The organism is Rhizorhabdus sp. (assembly GCF_018006725.1).
In the GTDB taxonomy this organism is placed as follows: domain Bacteria; phylum Pseudomonadota; class Alphaproteobacteria; order Sphingomonadales; family Sphingomonadaceae; genus Rhizorhabdus.
On sequence record NZ_JAGMXV010000022.1, the window covers coordinates 16953 to 34902 of the forward strand.

Annotated in this window: 18 protein-coding genes; 10 read left to right on the top strand and 8 right to left on the bottom strand. The window is 66.9% G+C overall.

Features of this window, described 5'->3' with window-relative positions; translation table 11 throughout:
- Nucleotides 1-46 precede the first annotated feature (46 nt).
- The 5 genes from KAY22_RS05410 to KAY22_RS05430 all read left to right on the top strand — a co-directional run bounded on the left by KAY22_RS05410 (nt 47) and on the right by KAY22_RS05430 (nt 6616).
- Nucleotides 47-1513 (top strand): efflux transporter outer membrane subunit, encoded by a 1467-nt coding sequence (locus KAY22_RS05410; RefSeq protein WP_296620890.1) that lies wholly within the window; start codon nt 47-49, stop codon nt 1511-1513.
- Complete coding sequence (locus tag KAY22_RS05415; RefSeq protein WP_296620892.1) at nt 1506-2630, top strand: EmrA/EmrK family multidrug efflux transporter periplasmic adaptor subunit; 1125 nt, start codon at nt 1506-1508, stop codon at nt 2628-2630. The genes KAY22_RS05410 and KAY22_RS05415 overlap by 8 nt, the downstream gene beginning before the upstream one ends.
- A 4-nt stretch (nt 2631-2634) precedes the next feature.
- Nucleotides 2635-4161, top strand: coding sequence for a DHA2 family efflux MFS transporter permease subunit (locus KAY22_RS05420; protein ID WP_296620893.1), 1527 nt, complete (start codon nt 2635-2637; stop codon nt 4159-4161).
- Between the two features lie 66 nt (nt 4162-4227).
- Nucleotides 4228-5628: an FAD-linked oxidase C-terminal domain-containing protein gene (locus KAY22_RS05425; protein ID WP_296620897.1), complete on the top strand. Its 1401-nt coding sequence runs from the start codon at nt 4228-4230 to the stop codon at nt 5626-5628.
- Nucleotides 5629-5674: 46 nt separating this feature from the next.
- Nucleotides 5675-6616 (top strand): alpha/beta hydrolase, encoded by a 942-nt coding sequence (locus tag KAY22_RS05430; RefSeq protein ID WP_296620899.1) that lies wholly within the window; start codon nt 5675-5677, stop codon nt 6614-6616.
- 21 nt (nt 6617-6637) lie between these two features.
- Here the strand turns inward: KAY22_RS05430 and KAY22_RS05435 are convergent, their stop codons facing one another.
- A complete protein-coding gene (locus KAY22_RS05435; protein WP_296620901.1) occupies nt 6638-7045 on the bottom strand; it encodes a group II truncated hemoglobin in 408 nt (135 codons plus the stop codon).
- 264 nt (nt 7046-7309) lie between these two features.
- Here KAY22_RS05435 and KAY22_RS05440 point away from each other — a divergent pair, with 264 nt between their 5' ends.
- Nucleotides 7310-7561 (top strand): hypothetical protein, encoded by a 252-nt coding sequence (locus KAY22_RS05440; RefSeq protein ID WP_296620903.1) that lies wholly within the window; start codon nt 7310-7312, stop codon nt 7559-7561.
- A 208-nt stretch (nt 7562-7769) separates the two neighbouring features.
- Nucleotides 7770-8090, top strand: coding sequence for a hypothetical protein (locus KAY22_RS05445; RefSeq protein WP_296620906.1), 321 nt, complete (start codon nt 7770-7772; stop codon nt 8088-8090).
- A 112-nt stretch (nt 8091-8202) separates the two neighbouring features.
- Here the strand turns inward: KAY22_RS05445 and KAY22_RS05450 are convergent, their stop codons facing one another.
- The 7 genes from KAY22_RS05450 to KAY22_RS05480 all read right to left on the bottom strand — a co-directional run bounded on the left by KAY22_RS05450 (nt 8203) and on the right by KAY22_RS05480 (nt 14333).
- Entirely contained in the window at nt 8203-9072 is an 870-nt protein-coding gene (locus tag KAY22_RS05450) for a MipA/OmpV family protein (RefSeq protein WP_296620907.1), read from the bottom strand.
- A complete protein-coding gene (locus KAY22_RS05455; protein ID WP_296620909.1) occupies nt 9069-9809 on the bottom strand; it encodes an AcvB/VirJ family lysyl-phosphatidylglycerol hydrolase in 741 nt (246 codons plus the stop codon). Before KAY22_RS05455 ends, KAY22_RS05450 begins: the two co-directional genes overlap by 4 nt.
- The gene (locus KAY22_RS05460; RefSeq protein ID WP_296620912.1) at nt 9809-11287 is read right to left on the bottom strand and encodes an AcvB/VirJ family lysyl-phosphatidylglycerol hydrolase; all 1479 of its coding nucleotides are present in this window, start codon (nt 11285-11287) and stop codon (nt 9809-9811) included. The genes KAY22_RS05455 and KAY22_RS05460 overlap by 1 nt, the downstream gene beginning before the upstream one ends.
- Before the next feature lie 88 nt (nt 11288-11375).
- The gene (locus KAY22_RS05465; RefSeq protein WP_296620914.1) at nt 11376-12743 is read right to left on the bottom strand and encodes a HAMP domain-containing sensor histidine kinase; all 1368 of its coding nucleotides are present in this window, start codon (nt 12741-12743) and stop codon (nt 11376-11378) included.
- Between the two features lie 3 nt (nt 12744-12746).
- On the bottom strand, nt 12747-13439 hold the full coding sequence (locus KAY22_RS05470) for a response regulator transcription factor (RefSeq protein WP_296620916.1): 693 nt from the start codon (nt 13437-13439) through the stop codon (nt 12747-12749).
- The gene (locus KAY22_RS05475) at nt 13436-13828 is read right to left on the bottom strand and encodes a PDZ domain-containing protein (protein ID WP_296620918.1); all 393 of its coding nucleotides are present in this window, start codon (nt 13826-13828) and stop codon (nt 13436-13438) included. The genes KAY22_RS05470 and KAY22_RS05475 overlap by 4 nt, the downstream gene beginning before the upstream one ends.
- Nucleotide 13829: 1 nt before the next feature.
- Entirely contained in the window at nt 13830-14333 is a 504-nt protein-coding gene (locus KAY22_RS05480; protein ID WP_296620920.1) for a DUF1003 domain-containing protein, read from the bottom strand.
- Between the two features lie 141 nt (nt 14334-14474).
- Here KAY22_RS05480 and KAY22_RS05485 point away from each other — a divergent pair, with 141 nt between their 5' ends.
- The 3 genes from KAY22_RS05485 to KAY22_RS05495 all read left to right on the top strand — a co-directional run bounded on the left by KAY22_RS05485 (nt 14475) and on the right by KAY22_RS05495 (nt 17834).
- The gene (locus tag KAY22_RS05485) at nt 14475-14891 is read left to right on the top strand and encodes a DUF2147 domain-containing protein (RefSeq protein WP_296620921.1); all 417 of its coding nucleotides are present in this window, start codon (nt 14475-14477) and stop codon (nt 14889-14891) included.
- Entirely contained in the window at nt 14888-17518 is a 2631-nt protein-coding gene (gene mprF, locus KAY22_RS05490) for a bifunctional lysylphosphatidylglycerol flippase/synthetase MprF (protein ID WP_296620923.1), read from the top strand. The genes KAY22_RS05485 and mprF overlap by 4 nt, the downstream gene beginning before the upstream one ends.
- A gap of 88 nt (nt 17519-17606) precedes the next feature.
- Complete coding sequence (locus KAY22_RS05495; RefSeq protein WP_296620926.1) at nt 17607-17834, top strand: hypothetical protein; 228 nt, start codon at nt 17607-17609, stop codon at nt 17832-17834.
- Nucleotides 17835-17950 lie beyond the last annotated feature (116 nt).

Sequence of the window (17950 nt, forward strand, 5' to 3'; positions counted from 1 at the left end):
CTTGGTCGAGCGCAGAGCGAAACAATACGACACAGTACGGTTTTCTATGATTCCGAATCACCGAACAGCTTTCCGCAACATGGCGCCGCTCGCGCTGGCGATCGCCCTCTCAGCTTGCGCATCCGTCCCGGACCTCGGCACCCGCCCCGCCCTGCGCACGCCCGCCGTGATCGCTTCGGAGCAGAGCCTGGCGGCCAGCAGCACGGGGCAGTGGCCCGGTGACGGATGGTGGCAGGCATTCGGCGATCCGCAACTCGACGCGCTGATTGCGGAGGGCCTGGCCGGATCGCCCGACGCCGCAGCGGCCGCCGCTCGGCTGCGCCGCGCAGAGGCCGCCGTTCAATCGGCGGGCGGCGCCCTGCTGCCTTCGCTGGACGTCGCCGGCGAGGGCGGCTGGCAGAAGCAGAGCTACAATCTCGGCTTTCCCAAGGAATTCGTCCCGAAGGGATGGAAGCAGCGCGGTCAGGCGACGGCCAATCTCTCCTTCGATCTCGACCTGTGGGGCAAAAACCGGGCGACGCTCGCTGCGGCCACCTCCGAGGCCGAAGCCGCAAGGATCGAAACCGCGCAGGCTCGCCTCGCCCTCGCGACGTCGATCGCTGCGGCCTATGCCGATCTGGCGCGGCTCTATGCCGATCGCGACGTGCTTTCCGCCGCCCTCGACCTGCGGATCGCAACGCAGAAGCTCGTCGCCAACCGCGTGGCCACCGGCCTCGATACGCGTGCCGAACTGAAACAGGCCGATGCCGCGGTACCGACGGCGCGCGCCGATCTGGTCGCGATCGACGACATGATCTCCGCCACCCGCCACCAGCTGGCCGAACTCGTCGGAGCGGGTCCGGATCGCGGCCTCGCCATCGCACGCCCGACACTCGCCCGGCTGCTTGCGCCGGGACTGCCCGCGCAGACGACCACCGAACTGATCGGTCGCCGACCCGACATCGCGGCCGCGCGCGCGCGCGCAGAAGCCGCGGCCAGCCGGATCAAAGTCGCCCGGGCGGATTTCTACCCGGCCGTAAGCCTGAGCGCGCTCGTCGGTGTACAGTCGCTGGGCTTCGACAATCTGGTCAAGAAGGACTCGATCTTCGGCAATGTCGGCCCGGCAATCAGCCTGCCGATCTTCCGCGGCGGCAGCCTGGCCGGACAATATCGCGGCGCCCGTGCGACCTATGACGAGGCGGTGGCCGACTATGATCGGACGATCCTCGCCGCCTATCGCGAGGTCGCGGACGCCGTCACGAGCCAGCGCTCCATCGCCGAACAGCTGACACAGTCCCGCCAGGCACTGGCCGATTCCGAGGAAGCCTATGCGATTGCGCGCAAGCGCTACGAGGGAGGCCTGTCTACCTATCTCGATGTATTGACGGCAGAAGAGAGTGTGCTGCAGGCGCGCCGCGCAGCAGCCGATCTCGATGCCCGCAGGTTCGGCATCGACATCGCGCTCGTCCGTGCGCTGGGCGGCGGCTTTGCCGCGCCTGCCACCGCTTTGTCCAAGGAAGACCAGAATGGCTGAAGCCGATCAGAAGCCCCAGACCGCTCCCAGCCAGCCGGCCGGCGAAAGTCCCGAAGCCAAGGAGGCGCGTCAGCAGCAGCGCAAGACCTGGCTGATCCGCTTTGCGATCCTGGTCGCGGCCGTGGCGCTGATCTACGGTGCCTGGTATCTGCTGGTCGGGCGCAACCATGTCAGCACCGACAACGCCTATGTTAACGCCGAAGTGGCGCAGGTGACCCCGCTGGTCAGCGCACAGGTCGTCGAGGTTCTGGTCAGCGACACGCAGCCGGTCAGGAAGGGCGACGTGCTGGTCCGCCTCGATGACAGCAATATCCGGATTGCCTATGCGCAGGCCGAAGCCGAACTGGCGCGCGCCAAGCGCATGTTCCGCCAGAGCAGCGCGACGAGCCAGGCGCTCGCGGCGCAGGTGACCGCGCGCGGCGCCGATATCGCCAGCGCCGAGGCCGATTATCAGAAGGCGAAGATCGACCTCGACCGCCGGCTGGCGCTGCAACCCTCGGGCGCCGTCTCGGGTGACGAGCTGACCGCAGCGCGCAAGGCCTTCGCCGCCGCACAGGCCAAGCTGTCGCAGGCCCGCGCCAACCAGGGTGCCGCCTCAGGCGAACTTGCGGCCAATCAGGCGCTCGTGTCGGGCTCCACGGTCGAAACCGATCCCGCCGTCCTCGCCGCCAAGGCGAAGCTCGACGCCGCGAGGCTCGACCTCGACCGCGCGGTCATCCGGGCACCGATCGATGGCGTCGTCACGCGTCGGCAGGTGCAGGTCGGCCAGCGTGTCGCGGTCGGCAATGCCATCATGATGATCGTCCCCGTGTCGAAGGTCTATGTCGACGCCAATTTCAAGGAACGGCAGCTGCGCCGCGTCCGCCCCGGCCAGGCCGCGACGCTGACCGCCGACCTTTACGGCAGCGACGTCGTCTATCACGGCAAGGTCGTCGGCTTCTCGGGCGGCACCGGTTCGGCTTTCGCGCTGATCCCCGCGCAGAACGCTACCGGCAACTGGATCAAGGTCGTCCAGCGCGTTCCCGTCCGCATCGAGCTCGACCCGAAGGAGCTAGCGGAACATCCGCTCCGCGTGGGCTTGTCGATGGAAGCCGAAGTGGACGTTACCGATCGCTGATCCGATGGCGTCCGTCGATCCCTCGTCGCTATTGACCGGCCGCAAGCGCGCCCTCGCCGGGGCCGCGCTTGCGGCCGCAAACCTCATGGTCGTGCTCGACATGACCATCGCCAATGTCTCGGTGCCGCACATCTCCGGCAACCTCGGCATCTCGGCGAGCCAGGGAACCTGGGTCATCACCTCCTATGCGGTGGCCGAGGCGATCTGCCTGCCGCTGACCGGCTGGCTGTCGCAGCGCATCGGTACCGTCCGGCTGTTCATCCTGTCGGTGCTGGGCTTCGGCCTATTCTCGATCCTGTGCGGCCTGTCGCCGACCCTGGGCGTGCTGGTTGTCGCTCGCATCGGCCAGGGCGTTTGCGGCGGACCGCTCGTGCCGCTGACCCAGACGCTGCTGATGCGGATCTACCCGCCCGAAAAGCGCCCGCAGGCGATGGGCATATGGGCGATAACGACACTCACCGGCCCCGCTCTGGGCCCGATCATGGGCGGATTCATCAGCGACAATTGGAGCTGGCACTGGATCTTCTTCATCAACATGCCGATCGTCGCCTTCTGCGCGGGCATCAGCTACGCCATGCTCCGCCAGGCCGAGACGCCGGTTGTCCGCATCCCGATCGACAAGATCGGTATCGCCCTGCTCGTGCTGTGGATCGGCTGCTTGCAGATCATGCTCGATATCGGGCGAGAGCATGACTGGTTCGCCGACCCCATGGTCCTCGGGCTCGGCATCGCCGCGGCGATCTTCTTCATACTGTTCATCGTCTGGGAGTTGACCGACGAGCATCCGGTCGTCGACCTGCGCATCTTCCGCTATCGCGGCTTCACCTTGAGCGCCTTCACGCTGGCGCTGGGCTTCGGCGCCTATTTCGCCGGCATCGTCGTCATTCCCCAATGGATGCAGCTGTCGCTGGGCTACACGGCGACGCAGGCGGGCTTCGCCACCGCCTTCACCGCGATCGCGGCCTTGTTCGTGGCCCGCTTCCCGCCGTTGCTGATGGGCAAGATGGATGCGCGCTTCGTCCTCAGCTTCGGCCTGATCTGGCTGGGCGGATCGACCCTGCTGCGCACCAACTGGACCAGCGGCGCCGACTTCTGGTCGCTCGCCATGCCGCAGTTCATCATGGGCATCGGCATGCCCTTCTTCTTCGTCACCGTGACCTCGATCTCGCTGAGTTCGGTGCCACCGCAGATGGTGACGTCGGCGGCGAGCCTGCAGAATCTGCTGCGCACGATCGCGCTCGCCTTTTCCACATCGGTCGTGGTGACCTTCTGGAACGATCAGGCGCGGATGTTCGGCAGCGACCTGTCGGGCAACGTCAACCCCGACAGCATGACGGCGACGCTGACCGAGCGCGGTTTTTCGAGCGAGCAGATCCGCACGATGATCGCCCAGCTGGTCGACAAGGAGGCGCTGACGCTGGCGACCGACAAGGTGTTCCTGGTCACGGGTAGCCTGCTGATCGCGATCACCGCGCTCGTATGGCTGGCGCCGCGTCCCAAGATCAGCGGCCCGCCACGCGGCGGACATTGAACCAATCGACGCTGCCTGTCGCCCAGGTGCTAGGCCGAAGCGGCGCATCGGGCCTATGATGGGCGCATGACCGCACCTGCATGTTTCGAACGCCGCCCGCTCCCCCCTGCCCTGATCGAGCAGTTGAGGGGCCTGCTGGGCGACCGGCTCCATTTTGGCGAAGCGATGCGCCGGCAACATGGATCGAGCGAAGCGCATTTCGATCCGGTGCTGCCCGATGCCGTCGTCTTCCCGCATTCGACCGAGGAGGTCGCGGCACTGGTGCGGCTATGCGTTGCCGCCAATATCCCGATCGTGCCCTTCGGCGCAGGCACCTCGCTTGAGGGCAATGCCACGCCGGTGCGCGGTGGCGTCACCATCGACCTGAGCGAGATGAACCGCATTATCGCGGTCAATCCGGAGGACCTCGACTGCACGGTCGAAGCCGGGGTGCGCCGCGAGCAGTTGAACGCCCATCTGCGCGACCAGGGGCTGTTCTTCCCGATCGATCCCGGCGCCAATGCCACGATCGGCGGCATGGCCTCGACCCGCGCCTCAGGCACCAACGCCGTGCGCTACGGCACGATGCGCGAGGCGGTGCTGTCGCTGACCATCGTCACGCCCGACGGAAAGATCGTGCGCACGGCGCGGCGGGCACGCAAGTCGGCGGCGGGCTACGACCTGACCCGCCTGCTGATCGGCGCGGAAGGCACGCTGGGCGTCATCACCGAAATCTGTCTGCGCCTGCACGGCATTCCGGAGGCGATCTCGTCGGCCGTCTGCCCGTTCGCGACGCTCGGCGGGGCGGTGGACACGGTCGTACAGGCGATCCAGATCGGCGTGCCGATGGCGCGCATCGAACTGCTCGACGCGGCGCAGATGCGCGCCTGCAACGCCTATTCGAAGCTCGATTATCCCGAGCAGACGACGCTGCTGTTCGAGTTCCACGGCTCCGAACGCCATGTCGAGGAGCAGGTGGCCACGGTTCGCGATCTCGCCGCCGCCCATGGCGGTGGGCCTTTCCTCTGGTCCAACCTGCCCGAGGAACGAACGCGGCTGTGGAAGGCGCGGCACGAGGCCTATTATGCGGCGATGAACCAGCGTCCGGGGGCGGTCGGCCTGACGACCGATGTCTGCGTGCCGATCAGCCGGCTCGCCGACTGCATATTGGAAACGCGGCGGGACCTGGACGGATGCGCGGTGCCGGCAACCATCGTCGGCCATGTCGGCGACGGCAATTTCCACGTCGTCTTCGCGATCGATCCGAAGGCACTCGAGGAGATGCACCAGGTCGAGGCGCTCAACGCCCGGCTGGTCGCCCGCGCCCTGTCGATGGACGGCAGCTGCACCGGCGAGCATGGCATCGGCCTTGGCAAGCAGGACTTCCTGGTCGACGAACTGGGCGAGGCGGTCGAGATGATGCGGACGATAAAGCGCGCGCTCGATCCGAAAGACCTGTTCAATCCGGGCAAGATATTCCAGCTTTGAGCCGAGGCGCGGAATCGCGTCCGGAGCAGGCAGGAGAGACCGAAGGATGAGCAGCCGTCACCTCGTCGATGCGGAGATCGTACCGCTGATCGACATCTTCGCCGAGATGGCCTTCACCCCCGAGGCACTGTCCGCGCTACGCGAGGCCCCGATGACGGCCCCCACCCCGCCCGACGATCGGGTCCGGCACGAGTGCGTGACGGTGCCGGGACCCGCGGGCGCGGCGGACATCGACCTGCACATCCTGACTCCGGTAAATGCGAAGGGGCCGCTGCCTCTGATCTACCATATCCACGGCGGCGGCTATATCGTCGGCAAGGCGTCCGAGATGGTGCTGCGGCATCAGGGGCTCGTGGCCGAACTCGGCTGCGCGCTGGCGTCGGTCGAATATCGCCTCGCGCCGGAGACGCCCTTTCCCGGCGCGATCGAGGATTGCTATGCGGGCCTCGCCTGGATGTTCGAGCATGCTGCCGAGCGCGGAATAGACAAGGAGCGCGTCGGCGTGATGGGCGAAAGCGCGGGCGGCGGCTTCGCGGCGGCCCTCGCCCTGCTGGCGCGGGACAGGGGCGAGTATCGCCTCGCCTTTCAGCACCTGGTCTATCCGATGCTCGACGACCGCACCGGTACGCTGTCCGAACCGCACCCTTATGTGGGCGAATATGTCTGGACCGCGTCCAGCAACCGCTTCGGCTGGTCGGCGCTGCTGGGGCGGGAGCCCGGCGGGGACGATGTCTCGCCTTATGCCGCACCAGCGCGCGCGACCGACCTGACGGGCCTCCCGCCGGCCTTCATCTACACCGGCGCGCTCGACCTCTTCCTGGAGGAAGATCTCGATTATGCGCGACGTCTGGCGCGGGCCGGGGTCCCGGTCGAGTTCCACCTGTTTCCCGGCGCTTTCCATGGATTCGAGATGGCGGCGGAGTCGCATCTGGCGAAGGAGGCAAGCCGGCTGAGCCTGTCCGCCCTGCGTCGTTTCATGCGTCTCTAGGAGAAGCGCGCAGAGCCGCCATCAGGCGGGGACGCGCTCCTTGCGGATCATCGCCGACGCCATGTTTCGCAAGGCGTCGGCCATCTTCGTCGAGAAGTCGGCCTCCAGCCCCTGCGCCGCGCCATGCTCGGCGATCGCGCGCTGCATCGCGTCGGCCCATTGCTGCGCGGTCTGCGCGGTGACCGCGATCGCCCCGTGGAGCGACATCACGCATTTGCCGGGATTGTCGACGAACCAGTCCCTCGGACCGCCGAGCCAGGCGGTGAGGAAGCCGGTCAGCGAGTGGCGCATAGGATCGAGTTCCCCGGCATGGAGCGCGCGGAGCTCGGCATAGGCCGGATCCTCGTCCATCAGATCGTAGAAGCGATCGACGATCGCCCGCACGGCGGGCTCCCCTCCGACCATGTCGAACGGCGTTGTCCTGTTCATCGTGCGGGCCTCCTCCCAGATATGCTCCGGCTTTGATGGAGGCTGCGCCGCTCAGGCGCCTTGATCTTGGTCAAAGCAACATGAGCGATCGTTAATCCGGCAACCGGAGCGGGATCGACTTTTTGGATTTAAGAACAGCGACTTGTGGCGTTTTGCTTCATCCAACCTTGCCGCAGCTTAACGTGCATCGTGGCGCCGGTCGGGCGAATATCCTGTCAGCGAGACGAGGCCGATGACCTCGCCGTCGCAGGACGAAAGGATAGCATGATGTTGAAGACAGCCCTTCGCTTTACTGCCCTGACCGTCGCGATCGCGGGGCTCGGCACCACCCTGGTCATGGGCGCAGCCAATGCGCAGACCCCGACCAGCGACGTGCCGCTCTGTTCGCGGACGATCACCGACAAATGCATGAACCCGTCGCAGGCGCCGGGCCGGCACGTCGCCCACACGACGCACAAGGCCCATCATGTGCGCCACGCCCCCGCGACCAAAGCCAAGCCGACCACCGCCGGCTGATATCCGGACACCCGACCGAAGCGATCAAGGGAGTGGCAACCGGCGCTCCCTTTTCGCATGCGGCGCGGGGCTTGTCGCTGGTAATGCTGCGTCGTTGCTAGGGCATTTTCTAATTGCGCTTGCCCTCAAGAGCGACGAGTCGACCAACGACCCAATTGCGGACATCGGAAGCGACGAACTAACACTGCGTCTTCGGAGGGGATTCGGGATGAACGGATTTCAGATCTTCACTTCCATATTCGCAGTAACAGCGATGGCAGTCAGCTTGACTGCCGTTGTCGCAGTCCTGCGATCTGACCTTCGCCACAAGTGGCTGTGGGTTATCGGCTCTCTCGTGGGTTTCATCGGCCCCGGCATCAACTGGACCGTGCCGGACGACATTACCCTACTGTTTGGAGTATCCATCCCACCGGTGATAGTGTTCAAGTTGCTCGCCGCTGGGCAATGGTATGTGAAAACAGGCTTCCCGATTGTTGCAATAGTGGCACTGGCGCGCTCCCGCTCTGGCTCTTCGGAAGAACCTTCATAGACACGCGTTGCGGTGCGTAGGACGGCCGCTTTCCACCCCATTCGAGCCATCAGCGGGCTCACTACGCGGCTCCAAATCAGCCGATCATCCAGCTGCTATTTGGACATCCTTCCTAAAAGCTATATTCGATCCCGATCGCCCCGCTCCATTGATTGGCGTCGCCGATATCTTCCACCAGTGGCGAGCGGCGGTAGGCGCGCAGAATATGTTGATAGCCAACCGTCGCGAACAGGCCCACGCCATGGGTGAGCATGCCCGTCACGCTGTGCACGACGGTCGCGCTGAGGTTCCAGTCCTTCCAGCCGGCCTTGGCGGCGCCGTCATAGGCGCGGAGCCCACTCGCGGCGGCTTCGCCGGCGTCGACGTCGTAATAATAGCCGCCGAACCGCTGCCCGACATAATCGGCCGAGGCGGAGAGGCTGACGAAGCTCGTCTCGGACAGCGGCGTGTCGTAATCGAGTTCGGGGCTGACCACATAGGAACCATGCGCGCCGGCGACGTCCCGCTGCCAGGAGATGCTTGCCGACAGGGTGTCATAGGGGCTGGTGATCACGCCCGTCCGCTGGATGCCGACCGACAGGCCCGGCTCCACCGCGATGGCGCGATCGTCGAGCGCGTCGACGCGCCGGTCGCCGACATGGCCATGGCGATCGAGGCGCACCGCGAGCAGCGGCCCGAAGACAGGCTTCCACCCGGTGCCGCCCCTCGACCGGATCAGGTCGAGATAGAGCGCGGTGCCCGAACTGTTGAAGGCATAGCCGTCCATCTGCCCCTGGATCGCCAGGGTCGGCAGCACCCGGTTGCGCGACGATCCGATGTAGGTCGGGGTCGACGACAGGCCGACGCCGATCGAAATCCGGTCGCCGCCGATCTTCACATCATCGGGCACGCCCGACACGTCCTGGGCGATGGCGGCCGTCGCGCCGAGCGGCAGCGCACAGAGAAGGAGAAGGGCGAGCGGCTTCGTGCGGCGCCAGCTCATGCGCGCCCCTTCGACGGGGCGAGTACGGCATCGAGTTCGGACAATAGGGTCCGGAACAGGCCGTCGGCATCGCGGTGCAGGGGATGGCCGCCCGGCAGCGCGATCCGGCGGGCATTGGGCTGCGTCAGCAGCGGACAGAGGCTATCCTTCTCTTCCTGACCCTGAACGCAGAGCAGCGGAACGCCCGTCACGGTGCGGCCCGTATCGATCGCCGCAGCATCGGGCTTGACGAGGTCGAGCGTCTCGGCTGGCGACACGCGATAGATCACCGTGTCGGTCGGCACGACGAGAACGACCATCGCGAGCCGCTTCCTGAGATCGGCCGGCAAGCCCGCAAAGCCGACATGCACCATGTCGGCACCATAGGATTGACCGATCAGCACCAGCCGGTCGGCATGGCCGAAACGAAGCCCGCGCCTTATGGCCTGTTCGAGCAGTTGCGTGGCCTCTTCCGCCGTCCTGCGGTGGCGAAAATAGACCAGCGAGTCGACGCCGAGCACGGGTATCCCGCTGGCCGATAGCCGTTGAGCGATCTGGCGCCCCATACCGACCCTGAGGCCCATGTCGCCCGACAGGAGCACCGCTGCGACAGCCCGATGTTCCGGACGTGCAGTGCCCTGTGCCGGAAAGCCGACATAGAGATCGCGGCCACCGAAATAGCCGAGCCAAGCGCCATAGCTGAGGAGACCGATGGTCAGCGCCACGATCACCGCGAGGAGTTTCGGGAAGCGACGCATCAGACGAGGCCTTTCAGGACGGTGGCGGCCAAGGCGTCGTCATTGCGGCCGAAATGGTGGCCACCGGGGATGACGATCTGATCGACCAGCGCCGCCGGTAGCGACAGGCAGCCGCTGTCGTTCTCATCCGATCCGCGCACGCATTGCATGGGAGTCCCGCGCAGGGCTTCGACGGCCGGCCGGGTCGGAAGCGCCCCTTTGCCGGGGACGTCGAGCCATGAGGCGAGATGAAACTGGAAGTCGGCGGTTCCGCTCAGACCCAGCATGCTCACGCGGGCAACGGCAGAGCGCTGGCTCGCGGGCAGGCCGCCGACGATATAGGGAAGATCGTCGGCACCGAAGGAATAGCCCACGAACACCACCCTCGAGCGGTGGAAGGTCTGGGCGAAATGTCCGACGATGCGCGCGGCATCGGCGGATGCCTGAGCGGGCGTCCGCGCCGTCCAGAAATAGCGCAGGCTGTCGACGCCCACCACCGGCACGCCCCTTGCGGCGAGACGTGCGGCCAGATCGCGATCGATCCCGGCCCAGCCGCCGTCGCCCGAATAGAGCACCGCCATCAGATCAGTCTGCGGCGCAGCGTCATCTCGCACCACCGTCAAGGGAAGATCGGCGACGCTCGCTTCGCTCCCGCCGGCCGCTGTCCCGCCCGAAGTCAGCAGCCCCTCTATCGCCTCCCGGAATTGCGGCATCCAGTTGCGTTGCACCGAGAAGCCATGGCCGACCTTGGGCAGTTCGATCAGCCGCGCCTGAGGCACCGCCGCGGCAAAGCGCCGCGCCTCGTCCGCGCTGACGACCTGATCCGCCGAGCCCTGAAGCAGGACCCAGGGGCCGGGCAGGTGCGCCGCGGGACCGAACAGCCAGCCATGCTCTGGCTTGGCGATCCGTGACACGCTCACGCCTGGGATCGTGCACCAGGGCTTCTGGCCCCCGATGTCTGGGCCGAAGCCGAGTGAAACCGCTGCCTTCCATGTTCCGGCCGGGGCCTGAGCGAGCGCGGCATAGGCCATGGTCGCGCCCGAGGAGTAGCCGACGAGGATCGGCTGGACATAAGCGGGGAGCGCCAGCCGATGCTCATAATCCTGCGCCAGCGCCTGCAGCGCATAGTTGGGATTGATGCAGGATGATCCGCCCTTCTCCAGCTGTTTCTGGAAAGCCGGAACCGAAAGGCCCGCCACCGCTACGCCGCGCGCTGCGAGCGCCTGCGCCATGTCGACGACGCCGAGGTTCCAGCCGCCGTCGCCGGACAGGAAGATCGCGACGCCCCGGATCGGTCCTTGCGGCCGGTAGGTCGCGACGTCGAGCCCCTGGCTGGTGAAGCTGGCGGTATCGACCGCGACGTCCTGCGGGGGCCGCGCGGCCGAGACAACCGGCGCTAGCGCGCTGGCGACGACGGGGGTCGACGTCGAGGAGAGCGATGCGATCAGCAACGCGGCCATCCCGGCGACGATCGAAAAAGCTGCGAACAGTCTGCGCACCGGACATCTCCTGAGCGGATTGATGTCCCGTGCTAACCCCGGGCTGCCTGTCGCAGCGTGGGGACGAAGTTAAACATCGGTAATCCGCTCAGCCGATCTGCCCGCGCGCCTCGACGTGCAGGTGGAGATCGACGCGCAGCCCCGGCCCATTGTCGCCCAGTTCGAGCCGCCCGCCATGGAGGTGGGCAACGGCCGCAGCCAGAGCGAGACCGAGCCCCGCCCCAGCCTTGCTGCGCGCCGCATCGAGCCGCCCGAAACGCCGCAAGGCCTCGGTCCGCTGCGTCTCGGCAATGCCGGCCCCCTCGTCCGTCACCGATATGATCGCCTCATTGCCCACACGCCGTGCCGAAACGGTGATGCGGCCGGCGCCATATTTCATGGCATTGTCGATCAGGTTGGCCAGCGCCTGTCCGAGCAGTTCGCGATGCACATGCGCAGGCACGGGTCCGGCAATGTCGGCCACGATCTCGAACCCGTTGTCCTCCGCAAGCGGGCCATAGACCTCGACCAGATCCTCGACCATCATCGCGAGATCGATGGCGACGAACTGCTCGCGCCCCAGCCCGGCTTCCGCCCGGCTGATCCGCAGCGCCGTGTCGAGCATGGCGAGCAATCGGTCGCCCTCATCGATCGCCCGGGCGACCGAACCGCGCGCCTCGTCGGACTCGCTTGCTTCCAACGCGCGTTCCAGCGTCGATCGCAGGCGCGTCAGCGGCGACCGGAGATCATGCGCCAGTCCATCGGTCGCGATCTTGAGCTCGGTCATCAACGCATCGATGCGGTCGAGCATCTGGTTGATCGTCACGCCCAGCGCGTCGAACACATCCTCGCTGTGATCCACCGGCACGCGCCGCGCGAGGTCGCCGGCCGTCACCGCGCGGGCGGTGTCCACCGTCGCCGCCAACCGCCGGTGGATCAGCCGTGCAGCGGCCCAGGCGGCAAAGGCGGCCAGCGCGATCGCAACCGCAACCCCGCCCACCATCGCCTCTTCGAGAATGACCGTGAACCGCAATTCGCTCTCGACGACATGACCGACGAGCAGCATCGCGCCGCCATCGAGCGCTTCGGCCGAGGCGTAGATGCGCTCGGATTTCTCGCGGCCGACGCGGAAAAGTTCGAGCGTGGCCGCCGAGCCGCCGGGTACCAGCGATGGTGGCCATTCGGCGAGGTTGCCGCCGAGGACCTGCCCACTACCATCGACGAGCAAAAGAACCTGGCCCTGGGCCCGTGCGGGCGAAAGCTCCCGCCCGACGGACTCCGCAAGCGCAGGCAGGCCACTGCGACGATAGTCGGCCATCAACGCGCCACGCAGATCGTCGGCCTGCGCCTCCGCCTCGGCGGTGATCTGGTGGTGAGTAAGGAGACGGACCGTGCCGAGCAGCAGTCCCGCGCCTGCCAGCTGCAACAGGAAGACAAGCGCGGCAAAGCGGAAGATCGTCGACCGCGCGAACGGCATGCCTCAGCCTTCCAGGCCCAGGCGATAACCCGATCCGCGAACCGTATGGAGCAGCGGCCGGGCATGGCCCTCGTCGATCTTCTTGCGCAGCCGGCTGACATGGACGTCGATCACGTTCGTGCCGGGGTCGAAATGATAATCCCACACGCCTTCGAGCAACATCGTGCGGGTCACGACCTGATCGACATGGCGAAGCATGAATTCCAGCAGGCGGAACTCGCGCGGCTGCAGATCGACCGCTTGCCCGGCCCGCTTCACCTTGCGCGACAGCAGGTCCATTTCGAGGTCGGCGCAGGACAGGCGCGTCTCGGGCGCGGCGCCCGTGCCATTGCCGGCGCGGCGGATGAGGAGGCGAACGCGCGCGAGCAATTCGGCAAAGGCGAAGGGCTTGGTGAGGTAATCGTCCGACCCGCCCTCCAGCCCTTTAACCCGGTCCTCGGCCGATCCCAGCGCCGACAGGATGATCACCGGCGTCTCGATCCCGGCCGCCCTGAGCGCACCCAGCACCGCCATGCCGTCCATGCCGGGTAGCATCCGGTCGAGCACGATGCAGTCATAGCTGCCGTCCGTCGCATGGAAGAGACCGTCACGGCCATTGTTCGCGCGGTCGACGACGAAGCCATGTTCGATCAGCCCGGCCGCGACGAAATCTGCCGTGGTGGCGTCATCCTCGACGACGAGGATCTTGTGACTCATTGGCTCTCCCCTGGCCCGCGCGGGACCCCGATGTCGATCACCTGCCCGTTACGCCTAACCTGAAGATGCACGATCGCAAAGTGACCCGCAGCCACATCCCTGTCGAAGGCGGCCATAGTAGGTGCGGGCCGGCCGTCGACCGTCTCGATCGCATCGCCCACCCGCAGACCGGCACGCCGGGCCGGCCCGTCCGACCGCAGGCTGGTGACGATCAGACGGGGGCCGCCTTCCTTGTCGATCGTCGCGAGCGTCGCGCCGGTCGACTGCCACCGCCCGGCGACCACGTCATGGGCTACGGTCCGGTCCGACAGTTGCAGCGCGACCACGGTGACCGCGAGCAGCGCAAAGATCAGGGCGACCCACCCCATCCAGGCCGGCGAACGCGCCATGTCACTGCCCTCCCTGTCGCTGGTCGCCCACCAGGACGGTCAGCCGCTCGATCATTTCGTGCAGCCGCAATATCTCGAGCTCCGCCCGCAGGTTGACCTCATAATCGAGGCTGGCGGCCAACCGATCCTTCGCGGCCTGACGGTTCTGGCTCATCATGATGATAGGCGCCTGGATCGCGGCCAGCGTCGACAGCATCAGATTGAGGAAGATATAGGGATAGGGATCGAAGGCCAGCCCCCAGCGCCCGAGTATGTCGGTGTTGAGCAGCATCCAGCCGACCAGCGCGAGCGAGAAGGCGATGATGAAGGTCCAGCTTCCTCCGACCGCTGCGACGCGATCGGACAGCCGCTCCCCCATCGTCGCGCGCGCGTCGGCCACGTCGGCGACATCCTGCGCGATCGGCTGGCGCGCCAGAATCTTGGCGAGGACATTCGCCTCCTCCGGGTCGAGCGCGCGATTGCCGAGATAGCGACCCGCCAGCGTATCGAGAGAATTGCTCGCCATATCCGGCTCCTTTCACGCTTTTCATAGGCGCGGACGCCATACCCCCGGATGGGCGGCACATTACGAATAGTTCAGTTGCCCCCCACGCCGCCGCCATCCCCACAGGCCTAGCTCGACGCCATGATCAAGCGGGGCATGAATATGCGAAAACTCTTCCTCATCTTGGCGGGCCTGTGCAGCGCCAGCGCCACGGCGCCTTGCTGGGCCCAGAACGCCGTCGACGGCCTGTGGCTCAATCCGCATGGCACCGTCGCGGTGCGCACCGGCCCCTGTGGCGACAAGCTGTGCGGCTGGATCGTCTGGGCCAGCCCGCAGGCGCGCGCCGATGCCAAGGACAGCGGGGTCGAGAAGCTCGACGGGCTCGAATTGCTCGAGGACTATCGCCCCGATGGCGACGGCGGCTGGAAGGGCACCGTCTATGTCCCCGACATGGGGCACCGCTTCTCGTCCACGATCACCCAGCCCGATGCCCGGAGCCTGCGGGTGAAGGGCTGCCTGATCGGCGGTTTCCTGTGCAAGTCGCAGATCTGGCAGCGCATCGAAAGCCTGCCCCAATGAACCGCATCGTCGCCTATGTCCGCACGCGCCGGGCGCTCTTTTCCGCGCTGCTCGTCATCGCCCTCGTCGGGCTGGGCTTTCTGGCCCTCCACGATCTGACCCGCGAGATCGGCCTGCGCGACGTCAAGAGCGCCTATCATCTGATCGACCAGCGCCAGATCGCTGCAGCGCTGGCACTGACCGCTGCAAGCTATCTCGCGCTCACCCTCTACGATGTGCTGGCGCTTCGGACGATCGGGCGTCGGCTGCCCTGGCGAACGGCGGCGCTCGCCTCCTTCACCAGCTACACGATCAGCCACAATCTGGGGCTGGGCCTTATCACCGGCGGCTCGGCACGCTTCCGCATCTACACGCGGGCCGGCCTCTCGCCCGGCGACGTGGTCCGCGTGGTGGCCATCGCTTCGGGCACCTTCTGGCTGGGCGTCTTCGCCGTCACCGGAACGGCGCTCCTGTTCGGCGGTGCGAGCGAGGCGACCGCGATGCTGGGCCTGCCCGGCGGCAGCGGCCATATGGTCGGCGCGGCGGTGACGGCGGCGATCGCCGGCCTGTTCCTGGTCCGCATCCTGGGTCCGCGCACGATCCGCCTGTTCGGCTGGACAGTCCCGCTGCCCTCCCCAGCGCTGCTCGCCGGCCAATTGATCGTCGCGGCGGTCGACCTCGCCACGGCGGCGGCGGCGTTGTTCGTGCTGGTGCCTTCGGCCGCCCCCGCGATGATGCCGGCCTTCTTCGTCGCCTATGCGCTGGCGATGATCGCGGCGCTGATCACCCATGTTCCCGGCGGCCTCGGCATCTTCGAGGCGGTGATCCTGGCGACGGTGCCCGTCGACAAGGCCGGCCTGGCTGCTGCGCTGATTGCCTACCGGCTGGTCTATTATATCCTGCCGCTCGCCCTCGGCGTGTTGTTGCTGACCCTGCAGGAAGGGCGCGATCGTCGGCTGGGCCGGCTGCTGTCGCAGGCGCAGAAGATGGCCAGCGGCGTCGCTCCCATGCTGATGGGCGTTTCGAGCTTCCTTGGCGGCACATTGCTGCTGCTGTCGGGATCCACCCCTGCGGTGCCCGGACGCCTCCACGATCTGCACGCGGTGGTGCCGCTGCCGTTCATAGAGGCGTCGCACTTCGCCGCGAGCCTGTCGGGTACGGGCCTGCTGCTGCTGGCGCCTGCGCTTTACCGGAGACTGGACGGTGCCTTCGTCGCCGCGCGCGCGCTCCTGCTCGCTGGAGCGGTCTTCTCGCTGACCAAGGGCATCGATTATGAAGAGGCGCTCGTCTGCCTCGCCATCGCCGGACTGCTGCAGTGGACCCGTCCGGCCTTCTACCGCTCGACCACGCTGGTGTCGGGAATCTTCACCCCCGCCTGGATCGCAAGCGTCGGCGCGGTCGGCGCCCTTACCCTGTGGGTCGGCCTGTTCTCTTACAAGCATGTTCCCTATGAAAACGGCCTTTGGTGGGATTTTGCCCTGCATGGCGACGCCTCGCGCTATCTGCGGGCCAGTCTGGGCACGACGATGCTGCTCGCCGCCGTCGCCTTCTGGCGCCTGTTCGCACCGGCCTCACCCCGCGGCGCCCTCCCCGGTCTGCCCGATGCGATGCCCGCGATCCTGGCGGAAGCCGATCGGACAGACGCCATGCTCGCCCTGACCGGCGACAAGCGCTTCCTCTTCTCGTCCGATGGCGACGCGATGCTGATGTACCAGATCCGCGGCGCCAGCTGGATCTTGATGGGAGACCCGGTCGGCCCGCGCCACGCCTGGACCGAACTGCTCTGGCAGATCCGTTCGATGGCGCATGCCGCGCAGGGCCGCCTGATGCTCTACCAGATCAGCAGCGACATGCTCGAACTGGCGATCGCGCTCGGGCTCCAGATCGTCAAATATGGCGAGGAGGCGATCGTCGACGTGCCGCCTTTCTCGCTGGAAGGATCGCGCATGCGGTCGATCCGGCAAACGGTCCGCCGCGCCGAGCGCGAAGGGGCGCGCTTCGAAGTCGTACCGGCCGACGAGGTCGCCGCGCTTCTGCCCGAGCTGTCGCGGATCTCGGACGCCTGGCTCGAAAGCAAGGGACAGCGCGAAAAGGGCTTCAGCCTCGGCCGCTTCGACGCCGACTATCTCGCCCGGTTCGACTGCGCGCTGGTCCGCGTGGAGGACAGGATCGTGGCGTTCGCCAATATCTGGCGCACAGACAATCGCCGGGAATTGTCGGTCGATCTCATGCGCCACGGCGACGACGCACCCACGGGCACGATGGACTTCCTGTTCGCGCAGCTCATGCGCTGGGGTCAGGAGCAAGGCTATGCCCGTTTCTCGCTGGGCCTCGCGCCCCTGTCGGGCATCGATTCCCATCGCCTGTCGCCGCTCTGGGCCAAGGCGGCGGCGGTCATCTTCCGGCATGGCGAGCGGCTGTACGGCTTCCGGGGCCTGCGGGCCTATAAGGAGAAGTTCGCGCCCCGTTGGGAGCCCCGCTATATCGCGGCGCCCGGCGGTGCCGGACTCATCCTGGCGATGCGCGACCTCAACCGCCTGATCGGCAGCCCGATGCCGAGCCCTGTCCAGCCCCGCTACGCCTCGACGCCCCGCACAACGGACGACGCGTCCGTCGCTCCTCTGACCATGCTTGTCCCGGCGGAGTGAGACCATGGCCAAGATGAACGGAATTTCACGCACGGGTCACCCCGACACAAGGCCGACAGCGCCATTCAACGGGGAACAGGAGGACCCCATGACCGTCGAAGCTCTTATCGAAACCAAGCCCCGCCGCGTTCGCCCGTCGAAGCGACGGACGATCGGCGCGATCACCCGTGCCTGCCGCGAGGGCCAGCATGTGCCCGAAGCCAGCTTCACCGTCGACGAACAGGGCATGCAGCACAGCCGGTGCCGCCATTGCGGCTGCTCGCTGGCGCGCGTGCCGGTGCTGCGCCGCTGGTTCCGGACGGGGCCGATGGGCTGACCTGTCAGCCCGGCAGCGACAACGGGATGCTCGCGCCGGTGATCGTGCCGGCATCCGCCGACAGCAGGAAGGCAATCGCTTTCGCAGCGTCCGCCGGGGTTACCCAGCCGGATCGG